This window comes from Arenimonas malthae CC-JY-1, assembly GCF_000747075.1.
Taxonomy (GTDB): domain Bacteria; phylum Pseudomonadota; class Gammaproteobacteria; order Xanthomonadales; family Xanthomonadaceae; genus Arenimonas; species Arenimonas malthae.
On record NZ_AVCH01000195.1, the window covers coordinates 1 to 18,746 of the forward strand.

The window sequence follows — 18,746 nt, forward strand, 5'->3', positions numbered from 1 at the left end:
ACGGGCGCAGCAGCCGTTCCCGGCGCCGCGCGGCCGGCCACCTGGCCCTGGGCCGGCAGGCCCGGGCTGGCACCGCCACCTTCGCCCGCCGGGCGGAAGGCCAGCATGCGCAGCAACGCCATTTCGAAACCGGTGCGCGGGCTGGGCGCCAGGCCCAGGTCGCGGCGGCCGGTGACGGCCATCTGGTACCAGAGCTGCACGAGTTCGGGCGACTGGCCCGCGGCCACCGCCGCCAGGGCCGCCGGCAGCTCCTCGCCACCGGCGCCGGGCACCAGCTGCTGCAGCTGGATGCGGTGCAGCGCCACCGCCAGGTCCTCTAGCACGTGGCCGAAGTCGGGTGAAAACGCCGCGAGCGCGTCGATGCGCGCCATCAGCGCCGCGCCGTCGCCGGCCGCCAGCGCTTCGAGCAGGCTGCCGACCTGGCTGCGGTCGACGGTGCCGAGCATGGCGTTGACCGCCGCTTCGCCGAGCTGGCCGCCGGTGTAGGCGATGGCCTGGTCGAGCAGCGACAGGCCGTCGCGCAGGCTGCCGTCGGCGGCACGCGCCAGCAGGTCGATCGCGCCGGCCTCGGCCGGGATCTGCTCGGCGGCCAGGATGCGCTGCATCTGGCCGGCGATCTGCGCCTGCTCCAGGCGGCGCAGGTTGAACTGCAGGCAGCGCGAAAGCACCGTCACCGGCAGCTTTTGCGGGTCGGTGGTGGCCAGCAGGAACTTCACGTGGCCGGGCGGCTCTTCCAGCGTCTTGAGCAGCGCGTTGAACGCGCTCTTGGACAGCATGTGCACTTCGTCGATCAGGTAGACCTTGGTGCGTCCGCGGGCCGGCATGTACTGGGCGTTGTCGATCAGCTCGCGCACGTCGTCCACGCCGGTGTTGCTGGCGGCGTCGATCTCGAGCAGGTCGACGTAGCGGCCGGCGTCGATGTCCATGCAGGCGGCGCACTGGCCGCAGGGCTCGGCGCTGGTGCCCTGCTCGCAGTTGAGCGACTTGGCGAAGATGCGGGCGATGGTGGTCTTGCCGACGCCGCGGGTGCCGGTGAAGAGGAAGGCGTGGTGGACCTTGCCCGATTCGAGTGCGTTGCTGAGCGCGCGCACCACGTGCTCCTGCCCCACCAGTTCGGCGAAGCGCCGCGGGCGCCATTTTCGGGCGAGGACGAGATAGGACATTCGGGGGCTCGGCAGCGTGTCGGGACCGACCGGGCCATTGTGCCAACCCCCCTGCCCCCGGCCAAGCCGCGCGCGCCGTGCTTGTGGCGGGCCCCGGGGACGGGTATCATTTCGCTCTTGTTTCAGGCGGTTATCTCTGCGGAGAGATGTCCGAGTGGTTGAAGGAGCACGCCTGGAAAGTGTGTATACGGCTAAACCCCGTATCGAGGGTTCGAATCCCTCTCTCTCCGCCATCTTCCAGCGGCGCGCCCAGCCCACCCAGGCCCGGCGCGCCGTTCGCTTCAATGGTGGCCCCGTCGGCCTCCCGCGACGCTAGTCCGAAAACCCCGCCAGGGCCGGAAGGCAGCAACGGTATTGGATGATGCGGGTGCCGGGTCCCGCCGGCGGGGTCACCGCCATTTGGGCGCAGCCCAAATGGCGGCCCAAGGTTTGCGGTGCAAACCTCGGGGCCCGGCCTGCACTCCCGATCCCCCGCGCCTGTCGGCGCGCCCCCCTTACCAAGGGGGGCTGAGCACCTTGGGATTTCGAGGCCAGCTCAATCCGGATGACGCCACTGGTTTTCGCCGCCAACGTAGCGCTCGTGCTTCCAGATGGGCACGCGCGCCTTCACCTCGTCGATGATCCAGCGGCAGGCCTCGAAGGCCGGGCCGCGGTGGCCGGCGCTCACGCCCACCCACACCGCCATCTCGCCCAGGGCCAGGCTGCCGATGCGGTGCACGCAGGCGGCGTCGACGATGTCGAAGCGCTGCAGGGCCTCCTGCACGATGCGTTCGCCCTCGGCTTCCGCCAGCGCGGCATAGGCCTCGTAGTGCAGGCCTTCGACCGCGCGGCCCTCGTGGTGGTCGCGCACCCAGCCTTCGAAGCTGGCGTAGGCGCCGGCACGCGACGACAGCAGCCGCGCGCGCAGCGGCGCGATGTCGAATGCCACCTCGCTGAGCCCGAAGCGCTTCATCCGCCCGACACCGGCGGGATGAAGGCGATTTCGCAGCCGTCGCGCAGCGGGCTGTCCCAGGGCGCGAAGTCGCCGTCCACCGCCACGCGCAGGCGTTCGGCCGGCAGGGCGAAACCATGGCGCGCGCGCAGTTCGGCGTAGAGCGCCGGCAGCGAGTCAGGCAGCGGCAGGGTTTCGCTGGCCACGCCGGCGGCGTCGCGCAGGCTGGCGAAATAAAGCACGGTGACGCTCATGCCCGCGCCGTCCCGACCGTGCGCTTGCCACCACGCTTGGCCACCAGCTTGGCCGGGCCGATCACGATGGCGTGCGACAGCGCCTTGCACATGTCGTAAACGGTGAGCGCGGCGAGGGTGGCGCCGGCCAGCGCTTCCATCTCCACGCCGGTGCGGTGCGTGGTCTTGACCGCGCATTCGATGCGCAGCACCGAATCGCCGGACCAGGCCAGGTCGAAGCGGCAGCCGTCGATCGGCAGCGGGTGGCAGAACGGGATCAGCTCATGCGTGCGCTTCACCGCCATGGTTCCGGCGATGACGGCGGTGTCCATGACCGGGCCCTTGGCCGTCTTCATGCCGCCCTTGCGCAGGGCCTGGGCGACGGCGGCCGGGAAGCGCACGCGGCACTCGGCCACGGCCTCGCGCGCGGTGGCGGGCTTGGCCGAGACGTCGACCATGGCCGGGCGGCCGGCGGCGTCGAGGTGGGTGAGTTTCGACTTCTTCATGTCAGCCACCAATGTAGAACATCTCGATCTTGCGGCGCTTGCGGTCTTCTTCGCCGCGCTGCTCGCTGTAACGGTCGCCGCGGGCGCGCCACAGTTCGCCCAGGCGGGCCGCCAGCGCGTCCTCGCCCTGGGCGATGACCTCGCGCAGCGGCGTGCCGCGGTTGGCGAACAGGCAGGTGAACAGCTGGCCGTCGGCGGAGAGCCGGGCGCGGTGGCAATCGCCGCAGAAGGGTTCGCTGACCGAACTGACGAAACCGACCTCGCCCTGCCCGTCCACGAAGGCGTGGCGCGTGGCCACTTCGCCCCGGTAGGTGGGCGACAGCGGCCGCAGCGGCCACTGCGCGGAAATCTGGTCGCGCAGCTCGGCCGAGGGCACGACCTTGTCGCGCCGCCAGCCGTTGCAATTGCCCACGTCCATGAATTCGATGAAACGCACCACGTGCCCCGTGCCGCGGAAATGGCCGACCAGGCGCAGCGCCTCGGCTTCGTTGACGCCGCGCTGCACCACGCAGTTGAACTTGATGCTGCTAAAGCCCGCCGCCTCGGCCGCGGCGATGCCGGCGAGCACGTCGTCGACGTTGCCGCGGCCGCCGGAGAGCTGGCGGAACAGCGCCGGATCAAGCGCGTCGAGGCTGACCGTCAGCCGGCGCAGCCCGGCGTCGCGGAGCGCCCGCGCCTGCCCGGCCAGCAGCGAACCATTGGTGGTGAGCGCGATGTCCTCGATGCCCGGCACGTGCACCAGCCGCGCCACCAGCTCCGGCAGGTTCTTGCGCAGCAGCGGCTCGCCGCCGGTCAGGCGCAGCTTGCTGACGCCGACGCGGGCGAAGGCGCGCACCGCCGTTTCGATCTCGTCGAAGTCGAGCCGCGAGGCACGGTCGAGCACCTCATTGTCCGGCGTGGCGTCGGCCGGCATGCAGTAGGGGCAACGGAAGTTGCAGGTTTCGACCAGCGACAGGCGCAGGTCGCGCAGCGGCCGGCCGTGGCGGTCGCGGGGCGCGTCGGGGTTCACGCGGCGCTCCCGGCATGGCCCGGCGGCGGGTTGGGCGCGCGCAGCGCCAGCACCTCGCCCGGGCTGGCGACGGCGTAACCACGCGCACGCATTTCCGCGGCATCGGCCAGCGAGGCGTAGTGGTAGAACACGCAGCGCGACAGCAGTTCGCGCGGGTATTCGCGCTCGAGGTCGTCGAGGCCGCTGTGCGACGGGTTGCCCTGCAGCGCGCAGTCGTGCGCGACCAGTTCGCCGGCGCCGGCGTGCAGGGCCAGCATTTCGGGGATCGGGCGGGTGTCGCCGGTCCACACCAGGCTTCCGGCCAGGCGCAGGCCGAAGGCGGTGTCGGGCAGGTGGTGGCGCACCGGGAACACGTCGAACCACTGGCCCTGGTGCCAGAAGCCGCGCGTCACCGGCACCAGCTGGAAGGCGTCCCACCAGTTCGCGTCGCCCTCGGCGACCACGCCGGGATAGTCGGCCAGGCGCGACTGCAGGTGCGGCAGCACGCCCACCGGCACGTACAGGCGCACCTTGCCGCGCCGCGCCGGGTTGAAATAGGTCGCGAAGAACAGCCGCTCGAGCCCGGCGACGTGGTCCATGTGCACGTGGGTGACGAAAACCGCGTCGGGCAGCGCGCCGTACTGCGCCTCGAAGGCGGTCAGCGCTTCCTGGCCGCAGTCGATCATCAGCAGCGGCTGGCCGTCGCGTTCGATCGTGGCCGCGGCCGAGCCCAGCGTCACCGCCGCCTGCGAATTGCCCACGCCCAGGAAGCGCAACGACCAGTTCATGCGCGATCCTTCCCGCGGGCCAGGTGGTCGGCGGCGTGCAGGAAGGCGTTTTCGTAGGCCGTGCGCAGGCGCGCGAAGCCGCGCTCCCACTCACTCGAACCGCCGCGCGAAAGCTTGGCCAGCGAACGCGCCAGCCGGCGCAGGTTGGCCTCGCGCCAGCCGGATTCCGGCGCACGCCGCACGCCACGGTCGAAATCGATGATCCAGACCCGCCCCAGCGGATCCACCAGCAGGTTGTTGGCGTTGAGGTCGGCGTGCTCGACGCCGGCATGGTGCAAGTGGGCGATGCTCAGCCCGGCCGCCTCCCACACCGGGGAAGCGGGCTGCGCCAGCCATTCGGAAAACGGCCGCGCGCCTTCGATTCGCTCGACCAGGATCGCCGCACGGTAGCCCAGGCCTTCGCGCCAGTAACCCGCCAGCAGCGGCGCTGGGACGCGCAGGCCGGCGGCATGCAGTTCCGACATCAGGTGGAATTCGGCCAGGCTGCGCACGCGCGCTTCGCCCAGCCACAGGTAGCGGTCGGCACTGAACCGCGCGGCCAGGCCGCCACGGCGGTAGTGGCGCAGCACCGCCTGGCCGAAGTCGCCGCTGACGAACCAGGCCGCGCCGCGGCCGCCGCGGGCCACCGGTTCGGCGGCGTCGTTCCAGTGCGCGGAATCGAGCCAGGCCGCGCTGGCTTGCGGCAGCCGCGCCCGGTCGAACACAATCGCCCCCGCGCCCCGCTCGTCGCGGAACGGCTGAGTCTGCAAGGCGGCGGCGGCGATTCCCATCCCAGCAGTTTACCCAAATGACGGTGAAGCCCGCGCCGCGATCGCTCTGCCTGCTGCGCCTGTCGGCGCTGGGCGACGCCGTGCACGCGGTGGCGCTGGTGCGCGACCTGCAGCGGGCCTGGCCGGGGATTCCCATCACCTGGGTCATCGGCAAGGGCGAGGCCAGGCTGCTGGAAGGCCTGGACGGCGTCGAGTTCGTGGTCTTCGACAAGAAAGCCGGGCTGGCCGGCTGGCGCGACCTGCGCCGGCGCCTGGCCGGGCGCCGCTTCGACGTGCTGCTGAACCTGCAGCTGGCGCTGCGGGCGGGCCTGGCTTCCACCGCCATCGCCGCCGACCGCCGCATCGGCTACGACCCGGCGCGCAGCAAGGAAGGGCACGGCCTGTTCATCAACGAACGCATCCCGGCCGGCGGCCACCACGTGCAGGACGCCTTCCGGCAGTTCCTGCGCCCGCTGGGCCTGGCACCCGGCCCGGCCGAGTGGCGCCTGCCGGTGCCGGCCGAGGCGCATGCCTGGGCGGACGCGCACCTGCCGGGCGACCAGCCCACCCTGCTGGTTTCGCCCTGCTCCAGCCACCCGCTGCGCAACTGGCGACCCGAGCGTTACGCCGCCGTGGCCGACCACGCCGCGGCGCAGGGCTGGCGGGTGGTGCTGTGCGGCGGCCGCAGCGAACTCGAGCGCAGCACCGCCGACGCCATCCTGGCGACGATGCAGGCGCCGGCGCTGGACCTGGTGGGCAAGGACACGCTCAAGCAGCTGCTGGCCCTGCTGGGCCGCGCCACCCTGGTGCTGACGCCGGATTCCGGGCCGACGCACATGGCCAACGCCATGGGCACCGCGGTGCTGGGCCTGCACGCCTGCACCGACGCCGAGCGCTCCGGCCCCTATTCCGACCGGCGCTGGTGCGTGAACCGCTACGACGAGGCCGCGCGGCGTTTCCTGGGCAAGCCGGCGACGGCCCTGCCCTGGGGCAAGCGCGTGGAATTCCCCGGCGTGATGGACCTGGTCGAAGTGGCCGACGCCATCGACCGCTTCGAAGCCTTCCGCGCCACGCGCGGCGCGTGATTCAGGGCGTGCTGCCCGCGCGGTAGTCCTGGTAGGACTTTTCCTCGACGTAGGACGAACCCAGCGCCAGGTTGATCTGCTTCTTGATGCGGGCGCGCTCGTCGTTCTCGAAATACACGGCGCGGGCCAGGCGGATGAATTCCTGGTCGAAGGCCTGGGCCTTTTCCTTCAGGCGGATGTCGTCCTCGATCACCCACAGGCGCTCGTTCACCGCCTTGAGCTCGGCGCGCAGGCGCACGATGTCCTTGCCCGCCGCCGGGTGCGCCATCCACGTGGCCTCCAGGGCCGAGAGTTCGTGGCGCACGTTGGCCAGCTTGGCCGGGTCGGACATGCGCTCGGACTTGATCTGCAGGATGGCGATCTTGTCGAGCAGTTCGCCGAAGGAGACGGGGACGTGGATTTCGGACATGGGGGACTCCGTGGTTGCCGCCAGTCTACCGCCGGGGCGCCGCGGCCAAAAGAAAAGGGGCACGGTGGGCCCCCTTTCGGTCAACTGGCGGAGAGGGAGGGATTCGAACCCTCGAGGCGCTATAAACGCCTGCCTGATTTCGAGTCAGGTACATTCAACCGCTCTGCCACCTCTCCGAACCCGGCGACAGCGGTTGCGAGCGCCGGGCCCACCATTATAGGCGGCCCGGCGGCGTCCCGCCAGCCTCAGGGGCCGGTGGCCGCACCGCCCCCCTTGGGCAGGAAGAAGAACTCGCCGCTCTCGTGGCCGGCGTAGCGGATCGGGGCGTATTCGGGCATCTGCGCCAGCGGGGCGTCCATCGAACCCAGCGCCAGGGAGGTGGCCACTTCCTGGAACAGGCGCTGGCCCTCGAGCAGGCGGTCGTTGTCCTGCAGCACGTTCATGAAGGCCCGGGCGAAGTAGCTGTGGCGGCCGCTGCCGGTGTCGGGCACCGGCTGCACGCCGCCCGAGGTCAGCGCCGTGCGGCTGCGGCCGGCGGCCATGGCCTTCACCCAGCCGGCCCACTTCTCGGGCGCCATGGTGCCGGCGGCGAAGGTGGGCACCGAGGCGCGGGTCATGGTGCCGGAGTAGCAGGAGTCGGCCACCACCAGCACGTGCCGCGAGGCCAGCGTGTCGAGGATGTCGCTGACCGCCGCGTTCGAGATCCACGACTTCGGGTTGCCCTGCACGCCGTCGCTGGGCACCCAGTAGCCCTGGCCGTCGGCGCCGATCTCGCCGTGGCCGGCGTAGTAGATCAGCAGGTTGTCCTCGGGCTTGAGCGTCTCGCGCATTTCGTTGAGCGCGGTCAGGATCTCGAGGCGGCTGGCATTGAGCAGCACCGTGGCCTGGTAGCCGTAACGCTTGCGCAACAGGTCGGCGACGGCGTTGGCGTCGTTCGCGGCGCTCTGCAGCGTCGGGTAGCCGGCGTCGCGGTAGCTGTTGTTGCCGATCACCACGGCGTGGAAGCGGCCGAGCTTGACGTCGCGCGGCAGGGCGCCGGCTTGCGCCGCCGCCGTCGAAGCCGCCGCGGACGACGCCGCGGGCGCCTGCGGCAGCAGGGTGAAGTCGAGCTGGGCGCGACCGCCCTGCTGGTCCACCGCCGCCACCTGCACCTGGGCGCCGCCGGCGGGCACTTCGACCTCGGCGCTGAAGCCGCCGTTGGCGGTGAGTGGCGCGGCCTGGCCATTGATGGTGATCTCGCGCACCAGCTGCGGCGCGCTCACGCGGCCGACGATCTTGCGCTTGCCCGGGCCACCCCGGTACACGGCGGTGTTGCGGCCGCGGGTGGCGACGAACACCGGATCGAGGATTTCCAGCATCGGCGCGCCGCCGGCGAGCATCGCACCGCCCGCGCCGGCCTGGCGCTCGAGCGCGGCCAGCTGGGTGCGCTGGGCGTTGATCTCTTCTTCCTGCGCGACCAGCTGGTTCTCGAGCAGGCGGGTGAGGTCGTCGTCGGCCGAGGCGCGCGCGTCGGCGAGCCTGCGCTGGGTTTCGGCCAGCTCGCGCTGCGTCTGCTGCAGGGCGCCGCGGCGCTGCGCCAGCTCCTGCTGCAGCTTGCGCACCTGTTCGCGCAACGCGGCGGACTCGGCTTCGCCGGCCTGCACCTGTTCCTGCAGGCCGGTGATCTGTTCGTCCTTGGCGCGGATCTGCACCTGCACCACCGAGGCGTACATCAGTTCGTCCTCGATGCCCGACGCCTCGCGATAAAGGTTCAGCGCCGCCGCCTGGTCCTGCGGCACGCCGAGGCCCTGCTCGTAAAGGAAGCCGAGGTTGATCTTGGCGCGGCCGTACCCCTGGTCGGCGGCCTTGCGGAACCACTGGAAGGCCATGCCGTAGTCGGGCGCGGTGCCCAGGCCCTTGGCGTAGATCTCGCCGACGTTGTTCTGCGCCTCGGCGCTGCCCGACATCGCGCCTTCGAGCCAGACCTTCAGCGCCGTCTGGTAATTGGCGCGGTCGTAGGAAACGTATTCGCCGCCGCGGATCTCGCAGTCGGCCTGGGTGGTGCGCACCGGGCGGCGCGCGCTGAGGTAGGTGGCCTGGCGGCCGAGCTTGCGGATCTGCCCGGGCAGCAGGCAATCGACGATCAGCAGGTCTTCGGCGTTGCGCACCGCGGCGACGGCCGGCGCGGGTGGCAGGCCGACCACCAGCACGGTGGCGAATCCAAAAGCGAGAACGAGAAGGCGGGACCGAACAGGACAAGCGTTGCGCAGGTTCATCGGCATGGCTCCCAGGGAAGCAATGCGACCCGCGCCGAGACCCTTGCAGCGGCGCGTCAGCCGCTATACTCGAGCCGCCGTTATAGCCGCAAACCAGGGGAAAAGCGATGGACTCTTCGAGCAACGTCGCGGTGGGCCGACGGGCGGTTGATTCGTTCGCGACGCGGATGCTGAGGCTGGCATCCCTGCTGCTGCTCGGCGCGATGGGGATCGCGTGGAGCGGGCAGTCGCTGGCGCAGACCTGCGACTTCGTCGCCATCGGCTCCACCAACGAAATTGGCCTGCCGGGCACGAACGTCAGCTTCACCATCGAAGCGCAGACCGCCTGCGCGCCCACGGTCAACGTCAGCCTGGTCGTCAACGCCGGCGACAGCACCGGCGGCGCCACCATCGTGCCGCCGGCCAACCCGACGCTCACGCTCGACACGCCCTACACCGTCACCGTCACGCTCGGCCCGAACCCGGGCGGCACCGGCACCGTCACCGCCACCTGCCTCAGCGGTGGCTGCGCGGGCGCCACCCAGGTGCTGACCTTCCGCACCAACAACGACTTCGACTTCACGCCCACCACGCCGGTGGCGCTGGTGGTGAACCAGATCACGCCCGCCACCGTGGGCACGAACCTGCTGCTCAACGGCGCGCCCACCGCGCTGCAGACGCGCTACATCAATGCCGGCACCGGCGCCCTGCTCGGCAACCAGACGCCCGACGCGGCCGGCGACACCAGCCTCACCCAGGGCTTCGCGCTGGTGGGCAATTACGTCATCCGCGCCAGCGTGGTTTGCCCGATCGCCTTCGTGCTGGAAGGCTGCGCCGCGGTACCGCCGATCGACTACGCCGTGCAGGTGGAACCGGTGGCGGTGAACCCGGTGACGCCGCTGGCGGACACCGCGTTCTCCGGCGTGGCCAAGACGCTGACCGTGGACTACGGCAGCGCCAGCCTGCCCGCGCCCGACGGCACCCCGATGACCTGGACGATCACCGCGCAGCCGCCCGGCGGCGACGGCACGATCATCGGCAACCCGGTCGCGGGCGGCGAGAGCGACGCCACCTTCAGCGCCACCGTGCTGGGCAACTACACCGTGGTCGCCAACAGCGGCTGCACCTTCTGCGCGCCCGGCCTGCAGACCTTCACCATCACGGTGGTGCCGGCGCCGTTCGTGATGCTGCCGATCAGCGGCAACCCGATGAACGGCAGCGTCGGCACGCCGATGCAGGCGCGCATCCGCCTGCTGCAGGGCGCCACGCCGGTGCCCGGCGCCGCCGTGCGCTGGACCGCCACGCCGCCCTTCTCCCCCGCCGTGGTCAACAGCACCACCGTGGTCACCGGCAACGCACTGGCCACCTTCACCCCGGGCGCGGCCGGCACCTTCCCCGCCGCGCTCACCGCCGAATACGACCCCGACGGCGTGCCGGCCAACGGCGACGAGGTGAGCTACAGCTTCGACGTCAACGTCGCGGCCGCGGCGCCGCCGACGCTGGTGGCGGTCACGCCGAACCCGGCGACGACCAGCGTGGGCGCAGCCACCAACTTCACGGTGCGGCTCGAGCAGGCTGGCGTGCCCGTCAATGGCGGCGCGATCCAGTGGACCGCGACGGCCCCGTTCGCACCCGCGAACGCCGCCACCGCCACCAACGCCGCGGGCGACGCCAGCGCCAGCTTCACCGCCTCCGCCGCCGGCAGTTTCCCCGGCGCCATCACCGCCCTGCACGACCCGGACGGCATCCCCGCCAACGGCGACGAATCGCAGGTGGTCTTCAACGTGGACGTCGGCACCGCGGCCACGCTGGCGGCGGCCAGCGGCGGTGGCCAGGCGGCCCTGGTGGGCAACGCCTTCGCCGCGCCGCTGGTGGTGCTGGCCGAAAACGGCGGCGCGCCGGCGGCCGGCGTCACCATCCTCTGGGCGGTGAGCGGCAACGCCACCCTGGTCGCCGGCGGTCCGACCGACGCCGCGGGCAATGCCAGCGCCACCGTCACCGCGGGCGCCAGCCCGGGCCCGGTCACGGTCACCGCCACGCGCCAGGACGCCGTCGCCGCGACGGCAAGCTTCAACCTCACGGTGAGCGCCGCCGGCACGCTGGTGATCGTGTCCGGCGACGGCCAGACCCTGGTGCCCGGCACCGCCTCCGAACCCCTGGAGATCGCGCTGCGCGACGCCGCCGGCAACCCGGTGCCCGGCGCCACGATCAGCTGGACCACGAGCGCGGGCACCCTGGGCAGCGCGGCCACCACCACCGGCGCGGGCGGCGCGAGCAGCAACACCGTCACGGCGGATGCGCCAGGCGCGATCGAGGTGACTGCCAGTTCGCCGCTGGCCGGGGCACCCGTGACGTTCGCGCTCAATGGCTCGCTGGCGCGCCTGCCCGGCCTGGGGCGCGATGCCCTGGCAACGGCCCAGGCGCTCGACGAAGCCTGCCCGGCCCTGGCTGCGCTGGCCGCGCCCACCCCGGGGCAGGCCGACCTGCTGCAGCGTTGCCGCGAGTTCGCGCGTGCCGCGGCGGTGGACCCGGCGGCCACCGCGCAGGCGCTCGACCAGCTGATGGCCAACGTCGCGCTGGCCCAGGCCAACGCCGGCCTCAGCGCCGCGCAGTCGCAGTTCCAGAACCTCAAGACGCGCATCGCCGCGCTGCGCAGCGGCACCGGCGGCACCCGCTTCGGCGGGCTGGCGCTGAATACGCCAGCCGGCCCGCTGTCGCTGGGCCTGCTGGCCACGGCGCTCAGCGGCGAAGAAAGCGTGGCCGAAGTCGGCGGCGACTTCAGCCGCTGGGGCTTCTTCGGCGCGGGCAACATCGGCCGGGGTGAATCCGACGGCGGCGCGGTCGACCCGGCCTACGACTACGACATCGAAGGCCTCACCTTCGGCGTCGACTACCGCTGGAGCGACCGCTGGATCCTCGGCGGCTCGCTCGGCCTCACCCGCCAGGACACCGACCTGCCGCAGGGCCGCGGCGGGCTGGAAACCAGCGGCTGGAGCGTGTCCGGCTACACCACCTATTACCAGCCCGACAGCTGGTACCTCGACGGCGTGCTCACCTGGGGCCGCAACGACTACGAGATGCTGCGCCGCATCCAGTACACCCTGCCCCAGCCCGGCGGCGGCAGCGTGGCCATCGACCAGGAAGCCCGCTCGGATTCGAAGGGCGACCTGCTCTCGGCCGCCTTCACCTTCGGCCGCGACTTCAATCGCGGTGCCTGGGGCCTGGGCCCCTACGGCCGCCTGCTGTTCACGCGCCTGGATTTCGACGCCATCGACGAAACGCTGGACGCCGGCGCCGGCAGCGGCCTGGGCCTGCACATCCGCTCGCGTTCGGTGGACTCGCTGGCCAGCGTGCTCGGCGGCAAGCTCACCTACACCGCCAGCACCGAATGGGGCGTGCTGATGCCGCACCTGCAGCTCGAGTGGGAGCACGAGTTCCAGGACGACCCGCAGGCGCTCGAGGCCCGCTTCATCAACGACCCCAGCGGCGCCGCCATGGTGCTCGAAGGCGATCCGCTGGACACCGACTACTTCCGCATCGGCCTGGGCATGTCCATGGTGCTCACCAAGGGCCGCTCGGGCTTCTTCTACTACGAGCAGCTGGTCGGCCGGAGCGGCAGTTCGCAGTACAACCTGGCCCTGGGCTTCCGGATGGAGTTCTGATCGCCGGCTTGCAGGCCGGCGACGGGCAAACGCATGATGTGGACGATGACCGACCCCCGACCGAAGGCCAACCCAGGGCGCCGCGCATGATCGAATTCGGCCACTTGAGCCACGTCGGCCTGCGCCGCGAGCTCAACGAGGACACGTACTACGGCGACGCCGAGCTTGGCCTGTGGCTGGTCGCCGACGGCATGGGCGGGCATGAGTTCGGCGAAGTGGCCAGCGCGCTGGCGCGCGACGCCGTGGTGCGCGAAGTGCGCGCCGGCCGTTCGCTGGTGGACGCGATCCGCCGCGCCGACGAAGACATCATCCGGCACAGCCGCCAGCGCGCCGAAAGCCTGCCCATGGGCACCACCATGGTGGCGCTGCGCATCGCCGAGCACCGCTTCGAGCTCGCCTGGGTCGGCGACAGCCGCGCGTACCTGTGGAACGGCCAGCTGCGCCAGCTCTCGGCCGACCACAGCTACGTGCAGGAGCTGATCGACCAGGGCGCCATCACCGCCGAGCAGGCGCGCGTGCACCCGCACCGCAACGTGGTCACCCAGGCCCTGGGCGTCACCGACCCGCAGAGCCTGAAGGTGGAAACGCTCTCGGGCGAACTGCGGCCCGGCCAGCAGCTGCTGCTGTGCAGCGACGGCCTGACCGAGGAAGTGGACGACGCCAGCATCGGCGCCCTGCTCGGCCGCAGCGACCTTTCCGCGCAGGAATGCGTGGACCACCTGGTCTCCGCCGCGCTCGACGGCGGCGGTTCGGACAACGTCACCGTCATCCTGCTGCGGCGGCGCTGAGTCGGCTCAGCCCGCGGGCGGCGGCGGCAGCGACGGCGTGCCGCCGGCCTCGCCGCTGAGCGCGGCGTCCTGCAGCTGGCGCAGGTACTCGTCGTCCGGGGCGATTTCCAGGCCGCGCGCGACGAGCAGGCGGCACTGCACCCAGCGGCCGCGGTCGCAGGCCTGGTAAGAGAAGCGCCGGTAGAAGGCCGCGATGGCGGCGACGCCGGCGCGCGCGCGGGCGTTCTCCGGGTCGAGTGCAAGCACCTTGCGGTAGTAGCCCAGGGCGCTGTTGTCCGCGGGGCGGTCCAGGCCGCGGCCGAGGTTGCCCCCGGGCCGGATGCCGTTTTCGAGCAGCTTGTCGCCCGCATTGAGCATGGCCTCGAGGTCCTGGTCCACCTCCGCGCCCACGGGCTGCGGCAGCTGGAACCCCTCCGGCAGCGGCCCCTCGGCCGGCGCCGGCGAAGCAGCGGCAGGCTGCGTGGCGGGCGCCGCGGCTTGCACCGGCGCCGCCGGCTTTTCCGGCGACAACGCCCACCAGGCCAGCACCGCCGCCACGAAGGCGCCGCCCACGCCCGCCACCGGCAGCACCCAGGCCGGGCGCGCCTTCGCGTCGCGCGCGCTGATGCGGGTGCGCTGCTGGGTGGCGCCGGCGTGGCGGTTGCCGGTGGGCTTGCGTGCGCTGGTCGCCTGGCCGATGGCGCCCGGCGGCGCGTTGGCCACCAGCTTGTTCAGCGCCTCGACGAAAGCCGCGCCGGTGTTGAAGCGCTGCGCGGGGTCCTTGGCCATCAGCCCGTTGATGAGCGGCTGCAGCCACGCGTACGGCTCGGGCAGCTCGGGCACCGGGTGGGTGACGTGCATCAGCGCCACGGTGAAGGCGTCGGCGGCCTGGTAGGGCGGCGTGCCCACCAGCATTTCGTACAGCACCGTGCCCAGGCTGTAGAGGTCGGAGCGGCCGTCCACGGGTTCGCCGCGGGCCTGCTCGGGGCTCATGTAGTCGGGCGTGCCGATGGAGGCACCGGCCACGGTGGAACTGTTGCTGCCGTCCATGGCCTTGGCGATGCCGAAGTCGGCCAGCACCACCCGGCCGTCGTTGCGGAACAGCACGTTGCCCGGCTTCACGTCGCGGTGCACGAAGCCCTTCTGGTGCGCGAAATCCAGCCCCGAGGCGATGTCGCCGGCGATGTCGAGGATGTGGCCGACGTCGAGGCCGCCTTCGGTGATGCGCTCCTTGAGCGTGCCGCCGGGGATGTATTCGGCGGCCAGGTAATACACGCTGCCGTGGCTGCCGATGTCATGCACCGTCACCAGGTTCGGGTGCTGCAGCCTAGCGGTGATCTTGCCTTCGGTGAGGAAGCGCGAGGCGAATTCCGGGTTTGCGGCCAGCGCCGGCGACATCACCTTCAGCGCCACCTCGCGGTCCAGCGATTCCTGCACCGCCAGGAAGACCGAGGCCATGCCTCCTTCGCCGATGGGGCGAAGGATGCGGTAGCCCGGGATGTTGATGTCGACCGAGGTGAGCAGGACGGTGGCGTTCAAGGCGGCCTCGCCGGCGGTGGGTCGGACCGATTATCCACGAAGCCCGGTCAGGCCGCCGGCTCCGGAAGCGGCCACAGGCTCTTGCCGGCCTTGCCGGCGATCTTGCGCAGGCGCGCCTCGTGGGCGGCCAGTTCGTCGGCGTCGGCGCGCAGCACCACCCGGGCGACGGCGGCCACGGCGGCCAGGTCGGGGCCGGCGCGGCCCTTCGCCGATTCCGGCTCGCCCGCGGCCAGCAGGCCCAGGTCGCCCTGGCCCGAGGTCATGCCCAGGTAGACCTCGGCCAGCAGCTCGGCGTCGAGCAGCGCGCCATGCAGCTTGCGGTGGCCGTTGTCCACGCCCAGGCGGCGGCACAGTGCGTCGAGCGAGTTGCGCTGGCCGGGGTAGCGTTCGCGCGCCATCGCCAGCGTGTCGAGCACGCTGGCGTGGTCGGTGATGCGGCCGAAATGGGCGCCGGCCAGCGACAGTTCGTAGTCGAGGAACCCGACGTCGAAGCTGGCGTTGTGGATGATCAGCTCGGCGCCGCGGATGAAGTCCAGGAATTCCTCCACCGCCGTCTCGAAGCGCGGCTTGTCCTGCAGGAATTCCAGCGTCAGGCCGGTCACTTCCTGGGCACCGGCCTCCATCTCGCGGCCGGGGTTGAAGTAGCGGTGGAAATGCCGGCCGCTCGGGCGGCGCTCGATGAGCTCGATGCAGCCGAGCTCCACCACGCGGTTGCCCTTCTCCCAGGACAGGCCGGTGGTTTCGGTATCGAGGACGATCTGGCGCATGCGGGCGTTCAACTCCTGAATTTCTCGGCTTCGGCGCGGGCCAGCTTGTCCACGCGCTCGTTCTCGACGTGGCCGGCGTGGCCCTTCACCCACTTCCACTGCACCTTGTGCGGCCTGGCGGCGGCATGCAGGCGCTGCCACAGGTCCTGGTTCTTGACGGGGTCGCCGCCGGCGGTCTTCCAGCCGCGGCGGATCCAGTTCGGCAACCACTCGCCGATGCCCTTCTGCACGTACTGCGAGTCGGTGGACAGCACGACCTCGCAGGGCGCCTTCAGCGCCTCGAGCGCCATGATGGCGGCCAGCAGCTCCATGCGGTTGTTGGTGGTCTGCGCCTCGCCGCCGGCCAGCTCGCGCTCGCGGCCGTTGTGGCGCAGCAGCGCGGCCCAGCCGCCGGGGCCCGGGTTGCCGAGGCAGGCGCCGTCGGTATGGATTTCCACGTTCTTCATTCCTTCGTCGGACCTCATCCGGCGCTCATCCCCGGGCGCAGGGCCAGGGCCGGCGCACCAGCGCGCAGCGGCGTGACCCCCGGGTCGCGGCGGCGTGCCACGACCAGGCTGGCGGCGCGCAGGCCGGTGCCGATGCCGGCACCGCGGCGCACCCGCAGGTCGACGCCGCCATCGGCGGACCACACCGGCCCGAGGTAACGCTGGCGCTGGACGTCCAGGCCCAGGCCGCGCACCTGCTGCTGCACCCAGGCCGGATCGACCGTGCCCAAGCCCTTGAACGCCCAGCGCAGCCGCGCCGGAGACCAGGGGTTGAAGCTCACCAGCATGGCCACGCCTTCGGGCTTGAGCACCCGGGCGATCTCGGCCAGCAGTCGGCCGGGTTCAGGCGAGGTCTCCAGCACGAACAGCGCGTACACCAGCGACAGGCTGCCGCTGGCCAGCGGCAGCGCCGCGTCCGCGCAGGCCAGGCTGCCGCCGAATCCGCCGTCCTCGCGCCGCAGGCTCAGCACGTCGGCCAGCATGTTGCCCGACAGCGCCTCGGGCAGCTCCGGGCAGGGGCGCAGGTAGAGGCCGGTGTGGCCGAACACCCGGGTCAGCTCCGGGATGGCCTGCCGCTGCACTTCCTGCACCAGCCGCAGCGTGGTGTCACGGCGGAACCAGGCTTCGGCGGGGTGGTCGGGTTGACGTCGGGCGTGGGCCGGGGGCATGGTCGGGATTCTGCGTCATCCGCGCCTTCCAGGTCACCCCGTTTGCCGTCCCTGCATGCCCTGCCAGCGTTCCAGGACAACTACATCTGGCTGCTGGCCGGTGCCGATGGTGCAGCCGTGGTGGTGGACCCGGGCGACGCGGCGCCGGTGCTCGCGGCCGCGCGGCAGGGGCTGCGGCCGGTGGCGGTGCTGGTCACCCACCACCATGCCGACCACGTCGGCGGCGTGGATGCGCTGCTTTCCGAATACCCGGTGCCCTGCTACGGGCCCGACGACCCGCGCATCCCGGCCGTCGCCACCCGCGTCGGCGACGGCGACCGCGTGGCGGTGCCCGGGCTGGGCGTGGCCTTCGACGTGATGGCCGTGCCAGGCCACACGCGCAGCCACCTCGCCTTCCACGGCGCCGGCCACCTGTTCTGCGGCGACACCCTGTTCAGCCTGGGCTGCGGGCGCCTGTTCGAGGGCACGCCGGCGCAGATGCTGGCTTCGCTCGACCGCCTGGCCGCCCTGCCCGGCGACACGCAGGTCTGCTGCACCCATGAATACACCGCGGCCAACGGCCGCTTCGCGCGCGTGGCCGAGCCCGGCAATCCGGCACTCGAGGCACGCCTTGCCGACGTGCAGGCGCGCCGCGCCCGTGGCGAACCCAGCCTCCCGTCCACGCTGGCCAGCGAACGCGCCTGCAATCCCTTCCTGCGCATCGACGAACCGGGCGTGCGCGCCACGCTGTCGGCGCGCCTGGGCCACGCCCCGCGCGACCGCGTCGAGGCCTTCGCCGAACTGCGCGCCTGGAAGGACGGGTTCGCCGGATGAGCCGCCGCCTCGCCCTTCCCGCACTGGCGGCGCTGCTGCTGGCGGGTTGCCAGGTCCCGGTGAAGCCGGACGCCGTCGAACCGCCGGAACCGGTGGCCGTGGTGAAGGTGGCACCGCTGGACGGCCCGGCCGCCACGGCGCCGGAAGCCCCGCCGGCGCCCGAAAAGCCGGTGGCGCCCGACCCGATGGACACCGGCGCCGAGGTCTTCGACCACCTCGCCTCGCGCTTTTCCGCGCCGGTCTGCGTCAAGGGACAGCACAACCAGGCCTGGCGCCGGCGTTATGCCGGCTACCCGGCCGGTTTCGCCCGCAACATGGAGAAGGTGCTGCCGCTGATGGCCTACGTCGCGGCCGAACTCGAGCGCCGCGAGCTGCCGGCGGAGTTCGCGCTGATCCCCATCGTCGAAAGCTGGTACCGCCCCGAGGCCATCGGCCCCGGCGGGCCGGCGGGCATGTGGCAGATGATCGCCAGCACCGCGCGCGGGCATGGCATACGCATCCAGCCCGGCTACGACGGCCGGCTTTCCCCGGTGGAAGCCACCGAGGCCGCGCTCGACCACCTGGACATGCTGGCGGACCACTTCGACGGCGAGTGGCGCGCGATGGCCATGGCCTACAACGCCGGCGAATACCGCATCCTGCGCGCCTTCAAGGCCAGCGGCGACCGCCGCGTGTCCGGCGAAAGCCACCTGCCGCGCGGGCTCTCGCGCACCACCTACGACTACGTCGCCAAGCTGCACGCGCTGGCCTGCCTGCTGGCGCGCCCGGAGCGCCACGGCCTGGTGCTGCCGCGCGAGGCCAGCTTCGTGCCGCTGGCCCGCTTCGAACTGCCCGCCGGCGCCAGCAGCCTCGACCAGGCCGCGCTGTCGCTGGGCACCGACGGCGCCACGCTGCGACGGCTCAACCCGGCCTATCGCCAGGGCCGCATCGCCGCCGGCGTGCCGCGGGTGGTGCTGGCG

18 protein-coding genes, 2 tRNA genes and 1 other RNA gene are annotated in these 18,746 nt (G+C 72.0%); 7 read left to right on the plus strand and 14 right to left on the minus strand.

Features of this window, described 5'->3' with window-relative positions:
* Window positions 1-1,163: DNA polymerase III subunit gamma/tau (gene dnaX / locus N790_RS12980; protein ID WP_156970082.1), on the minus strand; the 1,163-nt coding region annotated here is incomplete at its 3' end.
* Between the two features lie 140 nt (window positions 1,164-1,303).
* Between dnaX and N790_RS12985 the strand changes: the two genes are divergently transcribed.
* Window positions 1,304-1,396, plus strand: a tRNA-Ser gene (locus N790_RS12985).
* Window positions 1,397-1,456: 60 nt separating this feature from the next.
* An RNA gene (gene ffs / locus N790_RS15775) (signal recognition particle sRNA small type) lies at window positions 1,457-1,553 on the plus strand.
* A 145-nt stretch (window positions 1,554-1,698) separates the two neighbouring features.
* Here ffs and N790_RS12990 read toward each other — a convergent pair.
* The 6 genes from N790_RS12990 to N790_RS13015 are packed head-to-tail and all read right to left on the minus strand — an operon-like array spanning window position 1,699 to window position 5,379.
* Entirely contained in the window at window positions 1,699-2,115 is a 417-nt protein-coding gene (locus N790_RS12990; protein ID WP_043804840.1) for a molybdenum cofactor biosynthesis protein MoaE, read from the minus strand.
* Complete coding sequence (gene moaD / locus N790_RS12995; protein ID WP_043804842.1) at window positions 2,112-2,348, minus strand: molybdopterin converting factor subunit 1; 237 nt, start codon at window positions 2,346-2,348, stop codon at window positions 2,112-2,114. The genes N790_RS12990 and moaD overlap by 4 nt, the downstream gene beginning before the upstream one ends.
* Window positions 2,345-2,833, minus strand: coding sequence for a cyclic pyranopterin monophosphate synthase MoaC (gene moaC / locus N790_RS13000; RefSeq protein WP_052385945.1), 489 nt, complete (start codon window positions 2,831-2,833; stop codon window positions 2,345-2,347). The genes moaD and moaC overlap by 4 nt, the downstream gene beginning before the upstream one ends.
* Before the next feature lies 1 nt (window position 2,834).
* Window positions 2,835-3,842: a GTP 3',8-cyclase MoaA gene (gene moaA / locus N790_RS13005; protein WP_043804846.1), complete on the minus strand. Its 1,008-nt coding sequence runs from the start codon at window positions 3,840-3,842 to the stop codon at window positions 2,835-2,837.
* Window positions 3,839-4,609 (minus strand): MBL fold metallo-hydrolase, encoded by a 771-nt coding sequence (locus N790_RS13010; protein WP_043804848.1) that lies wholly within the window; start codon window positions 4,607-4,609, stop codon window positions 3,839-3,841. The genes moaA and N790_RS13010 overlap by 4 nt, the downstream gene beginning before the upstream one ends.
* Complete coding sequence (locus N790_RS13015; RefSeq protein ID WP_052385946.1) at window positions 4,606-5,379, minus strand: 3-deoxy-D-manno-octulosonic acid kinase; 774 nt, start codon at window positions 5,377-5,379, stop codon at window positions 4,606-4,608. The genes N790_RS13010 and N790_RS13015 overlap by 4 nt, the downstream gene beginning before the upstream one ends.
* A 17-nt stretch (window positions 5,380-5,396) precedes the next feature.
* Between N790_RS13015 and N790_RS13020 the strand changes: the two genes are divergently transcribed.
* Window positions 5,397-6,443, plus strand: a complete 1,047-nt coding sequence (locus N790_RS13020) for a glycosyltransferase family 9 protein (RefSeq protein ID WP_211252000.1) — start codon at window positions 5,397-5,399, stop codon at window positions 6,441-6,443.
* A 1-nt stretch (window position 6,444) separates the two neighbouring features.
* Here N790_RS13020 and N790_RS13025 read toward each other — a convergent pair whose 3' ends face one another.
* The 3 genes from N790_RS13025 to N790_RS13035 all read right to left on the minus strand — a co-directional run bounded on the left by N790_RS13025 (window position 6,445) and on the right by N790_RS13035 (window position 9,041).
* On the minus strand, window positions 6,445-6,852 hold the full coding sequence (locus tag N790_RS13025) for a DUF6165 family protein (protein ID WP_043804850.1): 408 nt from the start codon (window positions 6,850-6,852) through the stop codon (window positions 6,445-6,447).
* 85 nt (window positions 6,853-6,937) lie between these two features.
* Window positions 6,938-7,028, minus strand: a tRNA-Ser gene (locus N790_RS13030).
* Window positions 7,029-7,097: 69 nt separating this feature from the next.
* A complete protein-coding gene (locus tag N790_RS13035) occupies window positions 7,098-9,041 on the minus strand; it encodes a caspase family protein (protein ID WP_052385947.1) in 1,944 nt (647 codons plus the stop codon).
* A 233-nt stretch (window positions 9,042-9,274) separates the two neighbouring features.
* Here N790_RS13035 and N790_RS13040 point away from each other — a divergent pair, with 233 nt between their 5' ends.
* Together N790_RS13040 and N790_RS13045 are read left to right on the plus strand one after the other, a co-directional pair.
* Window positions 9,275-12,748: an autotransporter outer membrane beta-barrel domain-containing protein gene (locus N790_RS13040; RefSeq protein ID WP_043804852.1), complete on the plus strand. Its 3,474-nt coding sequence runs from the start codon at window positions 9,275-9,277 to the stop codon at window positions 12,746-12,748.
* Window positions 12,749-12,834: 86 nt separating this feature from the next.
* Window positions 12,835-13,536, plus strand: coding sequence for a PP2C family protein-serine/threonine phosphatase (locus N790_RS13045; RefSeq protein ID WP_043804855.1), 702 nt, complete (start codon window positions 12,835-12,837; stop codon window positions 13,534-13,536).
* Between the two features lie 6 nt (window positions 13,537-13,542).
* Here the strand turns inward: N790_RS13045 and N790_RS13050 are convergent, their stop codons facing one another.
* The 4 genes from N790_RS13050 to N790_RS15370 are packed head-to-tail and all read right to left on the minus strand — an operon-like array spanning window position 13,543 to window position 16,974.
* Window positions 13,543-15,054 carry a serine/threonine-protein kinase gene (locus tag N790_RS13050; protein ID WP_052385948.1) on the minus strand — a complete coding sequence of 504 codons (1,512 nt, stop codon included), beginning with the start codon at window positions 15,052-15,054 and terminating at the stop codon, window positions 13,543-13,545.
* Between the two features lie 47 nt (window positions 15,055-15,101).
* Window positions 15,102-15,821 carry a DNA polymerase III subunit epsilon gene (gene dnaQ, locus N790_RS13055; protein ID WP_043804868.1) on the minus strand — a complete coding sequence of 240 codons (720 nt, stop codon included), beginning with the start codon at window positions 15,819-15,821 and terminating at the stop codon, window positions 15,102-15,104.
* A gap of 8 nt (window positions 15,822-15,829) precedes the next feature.
* Window positions 15,830-16,267: a ribonuclease HI gene (gene rnhA / locus N790_RS13060; RefSeq protein WP_043804856.1), complete on the minus strand. Its 438-nt coding sequence runs from the start codon at window positions 16,265-16,267 to the stop codon at window positions 15,830-15,832.
* A 14-nt stretch (window positions 16,268-16,281) separates the two neighbouring features.
* The gene (locus N790_RS15370; RefSeq protein WP_052385949.1) at window positions 16,282-16,974 is read right to left on the minus strand and encodes a class I SAM-dependent methyltransferase; all 693 of its coding nucleotides are present in this window, start codon (window positions 16,972-16,974) and stop codon (window positions 16,282-16,284) included.
* 42 nt (window positions 16,975-17,016) lie between these two features.
* Between N790_RS15370 and gloB the strand changes: the two genes are divergently transcribed.
* Together gloB and N790_RS13075 are read left to right on the plus strand one after the other, a co-directional pair.
* Complete coding sequence (gene gloB, locus N790_RS13070; RefSeq protein ID WP_084062928.1) at window positions 17,017-17,787, plus strand: hydroxyacylglutathione hydrolase; 771 nt, start codon at window positions 17,017-17,019, stop codon at window positions 17,785-17,787.
* The coding region (locus tag N790_RS13075) for a lytic transglycosylase domain-containing protein (protein ID WP_052385950.1) at window positions 17,784-18,746 on the plus strand (963 nt) is incomplete at its 3' end. The genes gloB and N790_RS13075, both read left to right, overlap by 4 nt.

Excerpts from the sequence above, each read along its gene's own strand:
- N790_RS13015 (WP_052385946.1), bottom strand. The coding sequence starts at position 5,379 with ATGGGAATCGCCGCCGCCGCCTTGCAGACTCAGCCGTTCCGCGACGAG.
- N790_RS13045 (WP_043804855.1), top strand. The coding sequence starts at position 12,835 with ATGATCGAATTCGGCCACTTGAGCCACGTCGGCCTGCGCCGCGAGCTC.
- dnaQ (WP_043804868.1), bottom strand. The coding sequence starts at position 15,821 with ATGCGCCAGATCGTCCTCGATACCGAAACCACCGGCCTGTCCTGGGAG.
- N790_RS13025 (WP_043804850.1), bottom strand. The coding sequence starts at position 6,852 with ATGTCCGAAATCCACGTCCCCGTCTCCTTCGGCGAACTGCTCGACAAG.
- N790_RS13010 (WP_043804848.1), bottom strand. The coding sequence starts at position 4,609 with ATGAACTGGTCGTTGCGCTTCCTGGGCGTGGGCAATTCGCAGGCGGCG.
- N790_RS12990 (WP_043804840.1), bottom strand. The coding sequence starts at position 2,115 with ATGAAGCGCTTCGGGCTCAGCGAGGTGGCATTCGACATCGCGCCGCTG.
- N790_RS13040 (WP_043804852.1), top strand. The coding sequence starts at position 9,275 with ATGCTGAGGCTGGCATCCCTGCTGCTGCTCGGCGCGATGGGGATCGCG.
- N790_RS13020 (WP_211252000.1), top strand. The coding sequence starts at position 5,397 with ATGACGGTGAAGCCCGCGCCGCGATCGCTCTGCCTGCTGCGCCTGTCG.
- moaD (WP_043804842.1), bottom strand. The coding sequence starts at position 2,348 with ATGAGCGTCACCGTGCTTTATTTCGCCAGCCTGCGCGACGCCGCCGGC.
- N790_RS15370 (WP_052385949.1), bottom strand. The coding sequence starts at position 16,974 with ATGCCCCCGGCCCACGCCCGACGTCAACCCGACCACCCCGCCGAAGCC.
- rnhA (WP_043804856.1), bottom strand. The coding sequence starts at position 16,267 with ATGAAGAACGTGGAAATCCATACCGACGGCGCCTGCCTCGGCAACCCG.
- moaC (WP_052385945.1), bottom strand. The coding sequence starts at position 2,833 with ATGAAGAAGTCGAAACTCACCCACCTCGACGCCGCCGGCCGCCCGGCC.